The sequence below is a fragment of the Campylobacter sp. MIT 12-8780 genome, from assembly GCF_006864535.1.
Classification (GTDB): domain Bacteria; phylum Campylobacterota; class Campylobacteria; order Campylobacterales; family Campylobacteraceae; genus Campylobacter_D.
This window is the reverse complement of the sequence record NZ_QHLL01000003.1, coordinates 105,353-119,342: the sequence shown is the minus strand read 5'-3', so window position 1 is coordinate 119,342 and position 13,990 is coordinate 105,353. Positions and strand designations below refer to the sequence as shown.

Here is a 13,990-nt window from a genome sequence, read left to right as displayed (position 1 = left end):
TCTAACACAAAAATGTTACACTTGACTTTGTTTAGGCTTAAAAAACGATAGTTTTGTTTGTGTGGATAAAAATCCTATCCTCAAGAACCAAATTTAAAGCCTTTGCAAGTACATCTTTTTCGATATTTGCTCCAGCTTCTTTCATCTCTTGCCAGCTATGTTGATGGCTTACTGGCAAAACAGCTTGAGTGATGATAGGTCCTTCATCAAGGTTGTTATTGACAAAATGAGCGGTTGCACCGATGATCTTTACTCCTCGTTCATAAGCTTGTTTATAAGGATTTGCACCGATAAATGCAGGTAAAAATGAATGATGAATGTTAATGATCTTGCCCTCATAATGAGCCACAAACTCAGCACTTAAAATTCTCATATATTTAGCTAAAACTATATAATCAAATTCGTATTGTTTTAAGCATTCAAGCACCTTTTTTTCATGCTCTTGTCTATCTAAACCCTCGCTTTTTATGCTGTGATAAGGGAGATTAAATTTCTTTACAAGTTCTTGCAAAGTATCATGATTTGAGATCACAGCTTTAATATCAGCAAACAAAGCAGCACTATAATGACGAATGAGCAAATCCCCCAGACAATGAGCTTCTTTTGTGGCCAAAATGATGATATTTTTCTTTCTTTTTTCGCTCAATTTAATGCTTGCATTTTGAGGAAGAGTTTGTTTTAAGGCGTTTAAAAAGGCATTTTCATCAAGTTCGCCTTCTAAGCTTGCCCTAAAAAAGAAACGCCCTTCACCTACAAATTCATCGTTTTTAATGATGTTGATATGGTGCTTGAAAATGATTTCAGAGATTTTGTAAATCAAACCTTTTTCATCATGCGTTGTGATTTTGAGTATATAATTTTTCATTTTTTTCCTTATTTTGAAGATAGTTTTTGATTTTCTCTTGTTGCAAAAGCTTGATTTTATCACCAAGTTCTTTGCCCTTAAAGCCTTGTTTTTCAAGTTCTTTTGCATTGACTTTGCATTGAAAAGCTTGATGATACACATTGAGTTCTTTTGCCCTTTGTATGCGTGTTTTATCCCAAAGTCCAAGCCACTGACAAAGTGGCATTTGACACGCTATATAAAGCAATTCAAAGTCTTTTACTTCATCTTGAAAAAAGTCTTGCTTTGTTTTTTGCAAAAGTTCTTTTTTCAGCTTTGTTCTCTCAAAAAAAGCCTTTTTATCGATACAAAAAAGATTAAGATATACATATAAAAACAAAGCTTCATCAGCGATAAACTCTCTTGCACTGCGTAGAATTTGTTTTAAAAATGGTAATTTTTCATTTTTGCTTGTATCGTGCAAAAAGAGCTTTTGTTCTAAATTTAAACTCTGCAAAGCCTCAAAACCAAAGACTAGATCGCTTGCTTTAAAGAATTTATACAACTCAGCATTGATTCTTTCAAGGCTAAGATCACTTATATCCATACTTTGCATAAGTTCTAGGCTTTTTGGTTCGATATCAAGCTTAAATCTTGCGATAAAATGCACTGCTCTAAGCACTCTTAAACTATCTTCCACAAAGCTTTTTGCATCAACACAACGCAAAATTTTTCGCTCCAAGTCTTCTTTGCCTTGATAAAAGTCTAAAAACTCCTCTGTAAAGATATTAATCATCATCGAATTGATAGTAAAATCCCTGCGTCTAGCAGCCACTTTTTCATCGTTGCAAATATGGATTTTAAAGCCCTTATGTCCGTAAGCGATTTTATTTTCTGTGCGTGCTAAGGCAAGATCAAAATTCTTGTATTTATACACAAAAAAACTTTTTCCAACTCCGCTTGCACCAAGTTTTATACAAAGTTCATCAAACAGCTCTAAACTTATATCATAAAATTCTATATCAAAGTCATTAAGCTCAAGTCCTAAGAGCATATCTCTTACACTTCCACCCACAAGATACGCTCTTTTGGTGTAAGGCTTGAAGTATTCTTTGATAAAATCTAAATTTGCTTTATTTTTTAAGCTTATCTTCGATATTTGCAAGCAAAAACTCTAAGAAATTTATGGTTAAATCAAGCCTTGAACGCAAATCTTTTTCATCGCTACTGCTTAAACCCTCAAAAAGCACTAACACGCGTTCTCTTATATTTTTTAAAAACACTTCTTCATTAAAAGAAAGTCCAGCAAATTCGTCTTGTTTGTCATTGATGAGGACTTGCGGTTCTTTGTTTTCCTCGCTTTTTTTCTCTATAAGCTCGTTTATTTCTTTTTCATAGGCATTAAAATCAATCACTTCTGGCTCATCAAGTTGAGTTTCTTCAAGCTTGCTTTCTTCTTGCTCTTTGGCTAAAGCGATTTTATTTTCCACCTCTTCGTGCAACTCTTCTTTGCTGACTTCATCTATAGTTTTTTTTGCTAAATCGTGCAAATTCATATCTTTATCAACCACCTTTTAAACTCATTAATCTCTTCTTCGCTTTTCATTCTTAAGAAAAAATCGAGCATTTGTGTATTTAAATCCGGATGCTTTGATCGCAAGCCACTTAAGCGACGAATCGCATCAATAGCATTTTGGTTATTTGGATCATTTTTAAGTATATTTTTATAAATTTCTAAAGCTTCATTTTTAAGCCCCTGAGCTTCATAAATAGACGCTTCTGTTATGGTATTTTTAATCATCATCACTCACTTTTTTCCAAAAAATGCAAGCAGATTATAGCGTAAAGGAGGTTAAGTATTGTTTAAATTTAAGATAAAATTAAAATTTTATGCTACACTTTTAAATTAAAATTTAAAAAATATAAGGAAAATCTATGCAAGAAGTTTTAGGACACTTTACACAAATCAGCCAAATTCCACATTGCAGCTTTGATACCATAAAACTCAAGCAGTTTTTAGAGCAATTTGCAAAAGAAGCTGGTTTTAAGGTGACAAGTGATAAGGCTGGCAATATCCATTGTATCAAAGGCGAGCCACAAATTTGTCTGCAAGCTCATTATGATATGGTTTGTATGGGCGAAGCTCCAAAGATAGAGCTTTTTGAAGAAAATGGCTTTTTAAAGGCTAAAAACTCAAGTCTTGGGGCGGATAATGGCATAGGTTTGGCTATGATTTTAGCTGCTATGCGTGAGTTTAAAAATTTAGAATGCCTTCTGACAAATGATGAAGAAGTAGGGCTTTTAGGGGCAAACGCCTTTGAGGGTAAGCTTTGTGCAAATAAGCTTTTAAATTTAGATCATGAGATTGATGATGAGGTGGTTATTGGCTGTGCTGGGGGCGTGGATATAGAAGCTATTTTGCCTTTTACTAGAGAAAAAATGAAAGGAAAACTCTATGAACTTGAAGCCGTAGGCTTTAAAGGCGGGCATTCTGGTATGGATATAATCAACAATGTCAAAAGCTCGATCAAAGAACTTGCCGCCTTTATCTTTAAAAATGAGGGCGTGATAGTAGAATTTGAAGGCGGAGAGAGGATAAACTCTATACCAAAACACGCTAAAGCCTTAGTTTGTTTTAAAAATGAACCTTTGCAAAGCGAGCATATTAAGTGTAAATTTATAAACGAAGCTGAGTTTTTAGCTTGCGCGCAAAGTCAAAACTTGCTTTATACTATAAATGCCTTTTCTCAAGGTGTAAGAGCATTTGATAAACATTTAAACATAGTGCAAACAAGCATTAATCTCTCCTTACTTAAAATGAAAGAAAATGCTATACAAATCGAGCTTTTTGCAAGATCAAATACACTTGAGGGACTAAGAAATTTAGAGTTTGAAACCAAAACCTTTTTTGAAAGCTTTGGCTTTAAAACCAGCTCGTCAAATTTTTACGCTCCTTGGGAAGGGCAGGAGAATGATTTTACCGAAGCTGTGCTTGAAGAGCTTAAGAAGGAATTTAAAACAGCTCAAATTTTAGCTGTGCATGCTGGGCTTGAATGCGGGGTGCTTGAGAAAAAACAAGCCCTAAAGTGCGCTTCTATAGGACCAAATATCTTTAATCCTCATTCTATAGATGAGCGTCTTGATCTTGCTTCTACAGCTAAAATTTACAAAGTTGTGCAAGCTTTGTGTGCTCGTTTTCAGTGAAAGAAAATTTTATTTTCAAAAAGGGTAAATTTGAAATTTAAAGCTTTAAAAAAGTGTTTTTCCATAACAATGATTTTAAAATTTGCTACAATAAAACTTTAACAACACAAGGATACACAATGAAAGACAAGATTAACACTTCTTTTTTAGGGCACCCAAAACCGCTTTTTTCTCTTTCTATGACTGAGCTTTGGGAGAGATTTTCATTTTATGGAATTCGTCCTTTGCTCGTGCTTTTTATGGCTGCTACACTTTTTGAGGGTGGGCTTGGCATGGATAGGAGCGAAGCGGCGGCGATTGTGGGTATATTTGGAGGTTGCTTATACCTTGCAGCCTTACCGGGTGGCTGGCTAGCAGATAATCTTTTTGGGCAAAAAAAGGCTGTATTTTATGGAGCAGTTATCATTGCTCTTGGACATTTGCTTATCGCCTTGTCCTTTTTTTGGCATGCTTCATTTTTCTTAGGGCTTGCTTTTATCGTCGCTGGCACAGGGCTTTTTAAGACTTGTTCTTCTGTGATGGTGGGTATGCTTTATACCAAAGAGGACGCAAGAAGGGATTCTGGTTTTACTATCTTTTATATGGGGATAAATATCGGTGCGTTTGTAGCTCCTTTAATCTGTGGGGCTGTGCAACAAAATTTTGGCTACCATCTTGGTTTTGGTATAGGTGGGCTTGGTATGCTTGTGGCTTTGATTATATTTTATTTTAAAACTATTCCAGACTTTTATGAATTTCAAAACTTGCACCTTATAAATGCCCAATGGGACAAGATCACAGGCACAAATTCACGTCTTGCTAAAGGCTTTATTGTCGCTATAGTGTTGATTTTTGCTTTACTTTTTATCTTGTGTGTGAGCGGTTTTTTAACTATCAATTCAGTCAGCCTTTCTAAAAATATGATATTTATCATTTTAGTTTGCACATTAGTGTATTTTGCATATCTTTTCATCTTTTTAAAGCTTGATAGACGCGAAAAGAAAAATCTTATCGTTTTAATCGTGCTTTTTATAGCAGCTGTGTTTTTTTGGGGTGCATTTGAGCAAAAACCAACCTCTTTCAACCTTTTTGCGCAAGATTTTACAGATAGGATTATCTTTGGTTATGAAATTCCAGCTGCTTGGTCTCAAGCCTTAAATCCTCTTTTTATCATTATCTTTGCACCTTTGATGAGTGCGTTTTGGATATTTTTAGCTAAAAAAGGCTTTGAGTTAAGTTCTATTACTAAATTTGCATTAGGTGTTATCGGTGCTGGGCTTGGCTTTGGTGTGATGATCTTTGCGGCTAAGCTTGTTTTAGCAAGTGGGGGACAAAGCGTGTCTATGCTTTGGCTTATTGTGAGTATCTGGTTTTTGACTATGGGCGAGCTTTGTCTTAGTCCGGTAGGGCTTTCTATAATGTCAAAAATCGCTCCTAAAATCATACAAAATCAAGTTATGGGCTTGTGGTTTGTAACTTCAGCACTTGGAAATATAGTCGCTGGACTTATAGGTGGGGGCGTAAGAGCTGATGAGATAGAAAATTTGCCAACATTGTTTTTTCAATGCGCTTTAGCTCTTTTTATCATTGCTTTAGTGCTTTTTATTGTTAAAAAACCAATTTATGCTATGCTTAAAAAGGAAGAAAAATGAGTATTTACGCCTCTCGCATCAAAGCCTTACAAACAAGTATGAAAAAAGAAAAAATTTCAGCTTTTGTGGTGCTTAGTAGTGATATACATTTTAATGAATACCTGCCAGCTTGCGCTAAACAGCGAGCTTTTCTCAGTGGCTTTACAGGCTCGGCTGGCACTTTAGTGGTGCTTGAAAATGAGGCTTTGCTTTTTGCTGATGGGCGCTATCACTTGCAAGCCTTAAAAGAACTTGAGGGAAGTGGCATAAGGCTTGAGAAACTTAGCCCGACAAATTCTTACATAAGTTATCTAAGCAAGCATTTAAAACAATCCTGCGTAGCTGTGGATTCAAAAAGCTTAAGTGTAAGTGCTTGCAAGGAGTTTAAAAAAAGTTTAAAAGCTCAAAAAAACAAGCTTATTTTTAAGGACTTAAGCGAGCCTTTGTTTGTGCCAAAACCTCCTTTACCTAGAAAAGAAATTTATGAGCAAAAAAAGGCTTTTATCAGTGCGAGCAGGAGTGAAAAACTAGCTCAAATAAGAGCCAAAATGAAAGAGTTAAACGCCTCTTATCATCTCATCTCAAGTCTTGATGATATCGCTTATATCACGAATTTAAGAGGTAAAGATATAGAATGCAATCCCGTTTTTTTATCTTTTTTGTGTATAGGTAAAAAAGAAGCTGTTTTATTTGCCTCTTTAAAAAGTCTTGATATGAAGCTTAAAGCAAAGCTTTTAAAGGAGGGTTTTGAGCTTAAAGAGTATGAGGAGCTCATAAATACTATCAAAACACTTCCAAAATCCCATATACTCATAGATCCACTTAAAACAAGTGTTTTTATAGCAAGAGCTCTTAAAAAACAAGGCTTAAAGCTCGTTAAAGCACCAAATCCTAGCACTTTGCTTAAAGCTTGCAAAAATGACAAAGAAATTCAAAATATCAAAAACGCTATGATAAGTGATGGAGTTGCACTATGCGAATTTTTTGCGTGGCTAGAAAAGGCTTTAAAGCAAAAACAAGAGCTTAGCGAACTTGATATTAATGATCAAATCACAGCCTTTAGAGCTAAAAATCCTTTATTTATAAGCAATAGCTTCAGTGTCATCGCTGGCTTTAATGAAAATGGGGCTTTACCCCACTACAGAGCGACTAAGGAAAGTTTTAGCAAGATCAAGGGTAATGGACTTTTGCTTATTGATTCAGGCGCTCAGTATGAAAACGGCACTACAGATATCACAAGAGTAGTGCCAATACATCAAATTTCAAGAGAACAAAAGAAAGACTACACCTTAGTATTAAAGGCGTTGATTGCTATGAGTAGGGCTGTTTTTCCAAAAAATATCGCCTTGCCTTTGCTTGATAGCATAGCAAGATTAAATTTATGGCAAAACCATCTTGATTATATGCACGGCACCGGACATGGAGTAGGGTATTTTTTAAATGTGCATGAAGGACCAGCTGTGCTTTCAGTGCATACTCCCCTAAACGCACATAATATAGCCTTAAAAGGTGTTTTTCACTCTATAGAACCTGGAATTTACAAAGCAAATAAGCACGGCGTAAGGCTTGAGAACTTAGTCGCGATCAAAGAAGAGCACAAAAACGAATTTGGCGAGTTTATGAGCTATGAAACGCTTACGCTTTGTCCTTTTGAAAAGACTTGCATAGAGCTTAAAATGCTTGATGAAAGTGAACAAAAATGGTTAAATGACTATCATAAACTTGTATTTAAAAAACTTTCTGTAAAACTCAAAGGCGAAGCTCTAGCTTGGCTAAAAAGAAAAACAAAGGCTTTATAAACTTGCTTACAAAGCCGTATTTTATAGAAAAACTAAAAATTAAATACGGCTTTAATCAGTCAAATTTTGCATTTTATCAAGAAAGCAAGGTGAGAAAAAAACTCACCTATTTCTTCTTCGCTAGTATAAGGAGCTTTTTCAAGTAGATATAAAAATTCCTCATCATTGTTTTTGTCTATTTGAACATTAAAATAGTTATTTTTATTTTTCATCTTTTAGTCTCTTACTTCCATAGCTTTCCTGCTTCATCTGCATTCATACAATCTTTTCCAAGTACTTTTTCAAGATCTTTATCTTTTGCTTGAGGATTTTTTGCCATGTAATCATATAATTTTTTCCAACATTCATTGATTTTTTTCTTTCTTTCTTCAGGGTTGTTTTTATAGTATTCAACGCTTTTTGGTTCTTCTGAGCAAGCACTAAAAAGTATTGTAGCTAAAACAGCCAAGAGTAAAATTTTTGTTTTCATTGTGTGTCCTTTTTTAAGAAGTTAAAATTTAAAAATCTACATATAAGCTTCTAGGAGTTTATTGTAAATCTTTTTAATTTTATCATATTTTTCTTGATTTATTATTTTAAAAAAAGAATTTTTAAATTCTTCATCATTTATAAAGCTTTCTAAGATAAGTAAAGAAAATTCTTTAAAAGGGCTCGTTTAGTAAATTTAAGTTTTAAAAAGTGAAATTTTTCCTACTTAAAATTGCATTTATTAAGATATAATGAGAATTTTATTTTAAGTTTGATTGATAAAAACAAGGATGGATTATGAAACAAATGCCTTTTTTAAAGATTTATGGGGTAATACCTTTTTTGCTTGTGGGTTTTATCAATGCTTTTGTGGATTTAGGACATAAGATCATCATTCAAAATACTATCTACAAAGTCTATACAGGCGATACACAACTTTTTTTAACGGCTATAGTCAATGCCTTAATGCTCCTTCCTTTCATCATGTTTTTATCGCCGTCTGGCTTTTTGGCGGATAAATTTCCAAAAAATTTGGTAATGAAAATTTCAGCTTTTGCTTCTGTGATTTTAACTCTTATCATTTGCGTGGCGTATTTTATAGGGGCTTTTTATTTTGCTTTTGCAATGACTTTTTTAATGGCGGTGCAATCAGCGCTTTACTCGCCTTCAAAATACGGCTTTATTAAAGAGCTTGTCGGTAAAGACTTACTTACTCTTGGTAATGCTGCTATAGCTGCGATTAGCATAGTAGCAATTTTAGCTGGTATGAGCGTATTTTCTTTGAGTTTTGAGCTGTTTTATCAAGTGGGAACAACTGAGCCTGAGCAGGTTTTAAAAGATGTTGCACCTTTAGGTTTTGTGCTGGTTTTGTTTGCTTGTTTTGAGCTTTTTATGGCGTTTCGTTTGCCACATTTAAAAGAAGGCGATACAAAGGCTAAATTTGATACAAAAGCTTATGTTAGAGGCAAGCTTTTAGCACAAAATTTAGGTTTGGTGTTTAAAGATCAAGTGATTTGGCTGTGTATCTTTGGAGTGGCTTTGTTTTGGTCTATTTCTCAGCTTTATTTAGTAGCTTTTCCAAACTATACAAAAAGTTATTTAGGCGTTGAAAATACCTTTTTTGTGCAAGCGAGTATGGCTTGCTCTGGACTTGGTGTGATTGTAGGCTCTTTAATCGCTGGACGTTTTTCAAAAAACTATATCGAACTTGGCTTTATACCCCTTGGTGCTTTAGGTGTTTTTCTCACTACGCTTTTAGTGCCTTTTTTTGAGAATTTGTTTATTTATGCGTGTATCTTTTTTGTATTTGGGTTGTGTGGGGCGTTTTTTACCATACCTTTAACCTCGCTTATTCAGTTTCGTGCAAAAGAGCATGATCTTGGTAAAATCCTAGCTGGCAAAAACTTCATCGAAAATATAGCTATGCTTGCTTTTCTTGTGCTTGCTACAGCTTGTGCCCTGCTAAGTGTGAGGGCTGAAAATCTTTTTTATTTTAATATCGTCGTTACTTTTTTTGGGGCGTGCTATGTTGTCTTGCTTTTGCCTTTTTCTTTAGTGAGAATTTTAGTCTCCTTGGCATTTTTTCAACGCTATCGTTTGCTTGTTGAGGGCTTTGATAATGTGCCTGAAAAAGGCGGTGCTTTGCTTTTGGGAAATCATATTTCTTTTATTGATTGGGCTGTGGTGCAAATGGCTGTGCCTCGCAAGGTATATTTTGTCATGGAAAAAAGCATTTATGCGAAGTGGTATATGCGAATTTTTCTTGATCGCTTTGGTGTGATACCTGTTTCTTCAGCAGCAAGTAAAGGAGCGATGGAGCAGGTTGCAAAACATATCAAAGAAGGGCATTTGGTTTGTATTTTTCCTGAGGGTGTGCTTTCAAGACATGGACATTTGAATGAATTTAAGGCTGGGTTTGAGGTAATTTGCTCTCAGCTTAAAGAAAATGACGGCATTATCTTGCCTTTTTATATCAAAGGGCTTTGGGGCAGCTCGTTTTCAAGAAGCGATGAGGGCTTTTCAGCAAGACATAGAAGCTTTGCAAAGCGAAATATAGCCATAGCCTTTGGTAAGCCTATGAGCCTTCATTCAAACAAAGAAGAAGTTAAAGCTAAAGTCTTTGATCTTTCTTTCATCGCTTGGCAATCACAATGCGATAATATGCAAACCATAGCTAGGGCTTTTATCGACAATGCAAAGAAAAATCTTTCAAGAGTAGCTATAGTCGATCCTTTAAGTGGAAGTATGACATATCGTCGTTTTTTAGCTCTTGCTTTAATGCTCTCGCTTAAGATTAAGCAAAACTCAAAGCTTTTTAAGATTGTGCCAAAACAAGGTGAGTTTGCACCAAAAGAAGAATGTGTAGGCATAATCTTGCCTGCAAGTTTGGCTAGCTCTTTGTGTAATTTTGCTGTGCTTATCGCTTCAAAGGTGGTTGTAAATTTAAATTTTACAGCTGGAGTTAAGGCTTTAAATTTAGCTGTAGAAAATGCTGGTATAAAGCAAATTTACACTTCTAAAAAATTCCTTGAAAAGCTTGAGAGTAAAGGCGTAACTTTAAGCTTTGATGAGAGTGTGAAAATCATCTTTATGGAAGACATTATCGCTGAGTTTAAGGCTAAAAAGGTGCAAATTCTAAGCTTTTTAGCTCTTGTAAGTCTTACTCCTAGTGCTTGGATCAAATCAGCCTTTGCTTATCAAAACAATAATAAATTTATCGCAGCCATACTCTTTAGCAGCGGAAGTGAAGGCACTCCAAAAGGCGTAATGCTTAATCACCGCAATATCATGAGTAATATCGCTCAAATTTCAGATGTACTTTGCACTAAAGATGATGATGTTATACTTTCATCTTTACCACCATTTCACGCTTTTGGGCTAACGGTTACGACATTTTTGCCATTTTTAGACTCTATCTTAAGTGTAAGCTTTCCTGATCCAACTGATGCAGTTGGTGTGGCTAAGGCTGTAGCGAAAAACAATGTAAGCATAATGTGTGGGACTTCAACCTTTCTTGGAATTTATGCGCGCAATAAAAAGCTTGATGCTTTAATGTTTGAGAATTTGCGTATAGTTGTAAGTGGGGCTGAAAAGCTTAAAAGCGAGGTAAGAACGGCTTTTGAGATGAAATTTAAGAAAAATATCTATGAAGGGTATGGAGCGACTGAAACTACGCCGGTTGCAAGTGTAAATTTACCAAATAAATTTGATCCAGAGTATTGGGTTTTGCACCGCGCTTCTAAGGAAGGAAGTGTGGGTATGCCACTGCCTGGAACTGCCATAAGGATAGTTGATCCAAATACACTTCAAAGCCTTAAAGCAAATGAAGATGGGCTTATCTTAGTAGGCGGACATCAGGTTATGGTTGGCTATCTTAATGATAAGGCAAAGACTGATGAAGTGGTGCTTGAGCTTGATGGAATTCGCTGGTACAAAACAGGCGATAAGGGGCATTTAGATGAAGATGGCTTTTTATATATCGTAGATCGGTATTCTCGTTTTGCTAAGATAGGTGGTGAGATGATCTCGCTTGGTGCACTTGAAGAAGAACTAGCCAAAATCATTACAAATGAAGAAATTCGCTTTGTGGCTGTAGCCTTAGAAGATGAGAAAAAGGGCGAAAGTGTAGTGCTTTTGCTTGAGTGCAAGCAAGATGAACTTGAGGGCATAAGCGAGCAGATTAAAAACTCAAATTTACCGGCTATTTTTAAACCAAGTAAGATACTAAGAGTTGAAAAAATTCCACTTCTTGGCTCTGGTAAAGTTGATCTAAAGGGTGCTAAAGAGTTAGCTAAAGAAAAATTATCTTAATATATGTTTAAACATATATTCAAGCATAAAATCAGCTCCATTGCTATACTCTTGTGCTTTAAGCTTGCTTGAGATAAGCTCAAGCTTTAATTTGAGTATGGATTGTAAAAGCAGGGCTTCATTTTGTGCTTGCTCTTGGGTAAAAATTTGACACAAGTTTTGATCAAATAAAAATTTCGCGTTAAAATACTGATGATTTTTACTTGCGCTTGGATAAGGTATGAAAAGTGTAGGCAAAGCATTTGCGCTAAGTTCAAAAAGTGTGCTTGCCCCAGCTCTTGATATGGCTAAATCCGCTTCTTCCATTTTTTGTTCTAAATTTGGCTTGAAAGCAAAAACTTCCGCATTTATCCCCAGCTCCTTATAAGCATTTTGGCATTTTTCAAATTCAAGCTTTCCTGCTTGGTGAATGATTTGTATGCCCATTTCATTAAGCTTTGGGGCAAGCTTTAAAGCAAGGGCGTTGATAAAACTAGCACCTTGAGAACCGCCTAGAAAAATGATGGTTTTTAGCTCTTTTCTTATCCTTGCTTGTTCAAAAAAGCAAGCTTTTATAGGATAAGGACAAAAAATAGGCTCAAAGGCACTAAAAAAGCCTTTTGAAAAAGGTTTTAAAAGTTTATTTAAACTCCCACTTTTTGAGTTTTGCTCGTGTATAAAAAGCGGTGTTTTGCTTAAAATCGCCCCAAAAGAAGCTGGCGCTGCTGAATACCCACCTACGCTAAAAACAGCTTTTACATCTTCATTGCGTATGATTTCTTTGCATTGTAAAGCAAGTTTAAGAGTATGCGTAAGGCTTTTAACTTTGCCTAAGCCTTTTTGATTAACCACGCCTTTGCTACTTAAAAAATGCTTTTGCGTAAAACCATCTTCATTTTCAAACCAAGCTTTATCTTGCCCACTTTCACTGCCTATATAAATACATTCTAAGCCCTTTTTTAAAGCACTTTCAAGCAAGCAAGCAACTATGTTTAAATGTCCGCCTGTGCCTCCTCCTGTAAGGATTATTTTCATAACTTCACCTTTTTTGAGATCATTAAAACATAGCCCAAGCCTATACAAATACTCCACATAGAACTTCCCCCATAGCTTAAAAGAGGCACAGCCACACCTTTAAGTGGGGTTAAAGAAATAATACCAAAGGCATTCATAAAAAAGCTAAATAGCAAGAGTAAAGCCACACCAGAACAAAAGATAAAATGCACCTTATTTTCACAACGTCCAGCTATACGAAAAATTCGCAAGATTAGCAGTAAATACAGCACACAAACCACGCCCAAGCCAAAAAGCCCAACTTCTTCAGTAATACCTGAAAGCACAAAGTCTGTATGCACCTCGCTTAAAAAGCCAAGTTTAAATATCCCAAGCCCTAAACCCTCGCCAAAAAAGCCTCCGTGTGCTATAGCATTTAAGGAGTGTGAAATTTGGTAAGGTTCTGAGTTTGAGCTAACTTTTAAAGCATTTGCAATCCATTCTGGGAAAAAAGGCAAAAAAGCATCTTGGATATTGCCCCACCAATTCATAATGCGTTCAATCCGCCTTTGATTGCTAAAGATTACCAAAAAACCAATGAGTGTAACGATAACAAGCCCAAAAGCAAAAAGTCTTTTGCTTGCTCCAGCAAAAAAGGCAAGCGCAAGGATTAAGAAAAAAGAAATCACGCTTTGTCCAAGATCATTTTGAGTAAGATAAATATAGCCTATAACGATTAAAGCCACGATAACATAGGGTAAAAGTATGAGTATTTCGTGTTTTATTGCCTTTTTACTCTCATCAATCCTTCTTGTATAAGACCATGCTAAAAAATAAATCAAACCTATCTTAAAAAATTCAACCGGTGAAATAGAAACTGCCCCAAGTCTTATCCAACGTTTTGCTCCACCGCTTGCAGTAGCTAAAGAATTAGGCAAAAAAGGCAGGATAATAATAGCTAGGAAAGATATGAGTAATAAAGCAATCATTATGCGGTGAAAATAAACTCCGTCTGGATCAAGCTTTGAGATAAAAAACATAATCAAAATTCCACTTACCCCAAAGGCAAGCTGACGAATGAAAAAATGAAATTCATCATAGTTAAAATACAGCACCACAAAAGCACTTAAAGAATAAGAAAAGACTATGCCTATAGTGATTAAGATACAAGAGAGGTAAAATAGTTGTTTATCTGCAAGCACACTTTTCCTTTTTTGTTACAAAAAGCCTTATTGTATAAAAATTTGGCTTAAAGCCTTGTTAGAATTTATAAATTTTAAGGTTTTGTTCTTATAAATTTTTAA

General features: G+C 35.3%; 12 protein-coding genes. 4 read left to right on the top strand and 8 right to left on the bottom strand.

Annotated elements, in window-relative coordinates; genetic code table 11:
• Nucleotides 1-37: 37 nt before the first annotated feature.
• From purU to DMB95_RS03205, 4 genes are read right to left on the bottom strand one after another with little or no spacing between them, the layout of a single operon-like run.
• The gene (gene purU / locus DMB95_RS03220; RefSeq protein WP_142930894.1) at nucleotides 38-865 is read right to left on the bottom strand and encodes a formyltetrahydrofolate deformylase; all 828 of its coding nucleotides are present in this window, start codon (nucleotides 863-865) and stop codon (nucleotides 38-40) included.
• Nucleotides 831-1,988: a CCA tRNA nucleotidyltransferase gene (locus tag DMB95_RS03215; RefSeq protein ID WP_142930893.1), complete on the bottom strand. Its 1,158-nt coding sequence runs from the start codon at nucleotides 1,986-1,988 to the stop codon at nucleotides 831-833. Before DMB95_RS03215 ends, purU begins: the two co-directional genes overlap by 35 nt.
• On the bottom strand, nucleotides 1,957-2,379 hold the full coding sequence (locus DMB95_RS03210; RefSeq protein WP_142930892.1) for a CiaD-like domain-containing protein: 423 nt from the start codon (nucleotides 2,377-2,379) through the stop codon (nucleotides 1,957-1,959). The genes DMB95_RS03215 and DMB95_RS03210 overlap by 32 nt, the downstream gene beginning before the upstream one ends.
• Nucleotides 2,376-2,624 carry a hypothetical protein gene (locus tag DMB95_RS03205; RefSeq protein ID WP_137633336.1) on the bottom strand — a complete coding sequence of 83 codons (249 nt, stop codon included), beginning with the start codon at nucleotides 2,622-2,624 and terminating at the stop codon, nucleotides 2,376-2,378. The genes DMB95_RS03210 and DMB95_RS03205 overlap by 4 nt, the downstream gene beginning before the upstream one ends.
• Nucleotides 2,625-2,758: 134 nt before the next feature.
• Here DMB95_RS03205 and DMB95_RS03200 point away from each other — a divergent pair, with 134 nt between their 5' ends.
• From DMB95_RS03200 to DMB95_RS03190, 3 genes are all read left to right on the top strand, one after another.
• Nucleotides 2,759-4,027 carry a M20/M25/M40 family metallo-hydrolase gene (locus tag DMB95_RS03200; RefSeq protein ID WP_142930891.1) on the top strand — a complete coding sequence of 423 codons (1,269 nt, stop codon included), beginning with the start codon at nucleotides 2,759-2,761 and terminating at the stop codon, nucleotides 4,025-4,027.
• A gap of 119 nt (nucleotides 4,028-4,146) precedes the next feature.
• Nucleotides 4,147-5,658, top strand: coding sequence for a peptide MFS transporter (locus tag DMB95_RS03195; protein WP_142930890.1), 1,512 nt, complete (start codon nucleotides 4,147-4,149; stop codon nucleotides 5,656-5,658).
• Nucleotides 5,655-7,436, top strand: coding sequence for an aminopeptidase P family protein (locus DMB95_RS03190; protein ID WP_142930889.1), 1,782 nt, complete (start codon nucleotides 5,655-5,657; stop codon nucleotides 7,434-7,436). Before DMB95_RS03195 ends, DMB95_RS03190 begins: the two co-directional genes overlap by 4 nt.
• Nucleotides 7,437-7,495: 59 nt before the next feature.
• Here the strand turns inward: DMB95_RS03190 and DMB95_RS09535 are convergent, their stop codons facing one another.
• A complete protein-coding gene (locus DMB95_RS09535; RefSeq protein ID WP_162056712.1) occupies nucleotides 7,496-7,648 on the bottom strand; it encodes a hypothetical protein in 153 nt (50 codons plus the stop codon).
• A gap of 11 nt (nucleotides 7,649-7,659) precedes the next feature.
• Complete coding sequence (locus tag DMB95_RS03185; RefSeq protein WP_142930888.1) at nucleotides 7,660-7,905, bottom strand: EexN family lipoprotein; 246 nt, start codon at nucleotides 7,903-7,905, stop codon at nucleotides 7,660-7,662.
• Between the two features lie 296 nt (nucleotides 7,906-8,201).
• Between DMB95_RS03185 and DMB95_RS03180 the strand changes: the two genes are divergently transcribed.
• Entirely contained in the window at nucleotides 8,202-11,714 is a 3,513-nt protein-coding gene (locus DMB95_RS03180; RefSeq protein WP_142930887.1) for an acyl-[ACP]--phospholipid O-acyltransferase, read from the top strand.
• On the opposite strand, the gene DMB95_RS03175 is transcribed toward DMB95_RS03180, so the two are convergent.
• Nucleotides 11,706-12,728: a UDP-N-acetylglucosamine--N-acetylmuramyl-(pentapeptide) pyrophosphoryl-undecaprenol N-acetylglucosamine transferase gene (locus DMB95_RS03175; RefSeq protein WP_142930886.1), complete on the bottom strand. Its 1,023-nt coding sequence runs from the start codon at nucleotides 12,726-12,728 to the stop codon at nucleotides 11,706-11,708. The genes DMB95_RS03180 and DMB95_RS03175 overlap by 9 nt on opposite strands.
• Nucleotides 12,725-13,888, bottom strand: coding sequence for a putative lipid II flippase FtsW (gene ftsW, locus DMB95_RS03170; RefSeq protein WP_137633085.1), 1,164 nt, complete (start codon nucleotides 13,886-13,888; stop codon nucleotides 12,725-12,727). The genes DMB95_RS03175 and ftsW overlap by 4 nt, the downstream gene beginning before the upstream one ends.
• Between the last annotated feature and the right edge of the window lie 102 nt (nucleotides 13,889-13,990).

Coding starts and splice junctions, on each gene's coding strand:
- purU (WP_142930894.1), bottom strand. CDS start 865: ATGAAAAATTATATACTCAAAATCACAACGCATGATGAAAAAGGTTTG.
- DMB95_RS03210 (WP_142930892.1), bottom strand. CDS start 2,379: ATGAATTTGCACGATTTAGCAAAAAAAACTATAGATGAAGTCAGCAAA.
- DMB95_RS03205 (WP_137633336.1), bottom strand. CDS start 2,624: ATGATTAAAAATACCATAACAGAAGCGTCTATTTATGAAGCTCAGGGG.
- DMB95_RS03200 (WP_142930891.1), top strand. CDS start 2,759: ATGCAAGAAGTTTTAGGACACTTTACACAAATCAGCCAAATTCCACAT.
- DMB95_RS03195 (WP_142930890.1), top strand. CDS start 4,147: ATGAAAGACAAGATTAACACTTCTTTTTTAGGGCACCCAAAACCGCTT.
- DMB95_RS03190 (WP_142930889.1), top strand. CDS start 5,655: ATGAGTATTTACGCCTCTCGCATCAAAGCCTTACAAACAAGTATGAAA.
- DMB95_RS09535 (WP_162056712.1), bottom strand. CDS start 7,648: ATGAAAAATAAAAATAACTATTTTAATGTTCAAATAGACAAAAACAAT.
- DMB95_RS03185 (WP_142930888.1), bottom strand. CDS start 7,905: ATGAAAACAAAAATTTTACTCTTGGCTGTTTTAGCTACAATACTTTTT.
- DMB95_RS03180 (WP_142930887.1), top strand. CDS start 8,202: ATGAAACAAATGCCTTTTTTAAAGATTTATGGGGTAATACCTTTTTTG.
- DMB95_RS03175 (WP_142930886.1), bottom strand. CDS start 12,728: ATGAAAATAATCCTTACAGGAGGAGGCACAGGCGGACATTTAAACATA.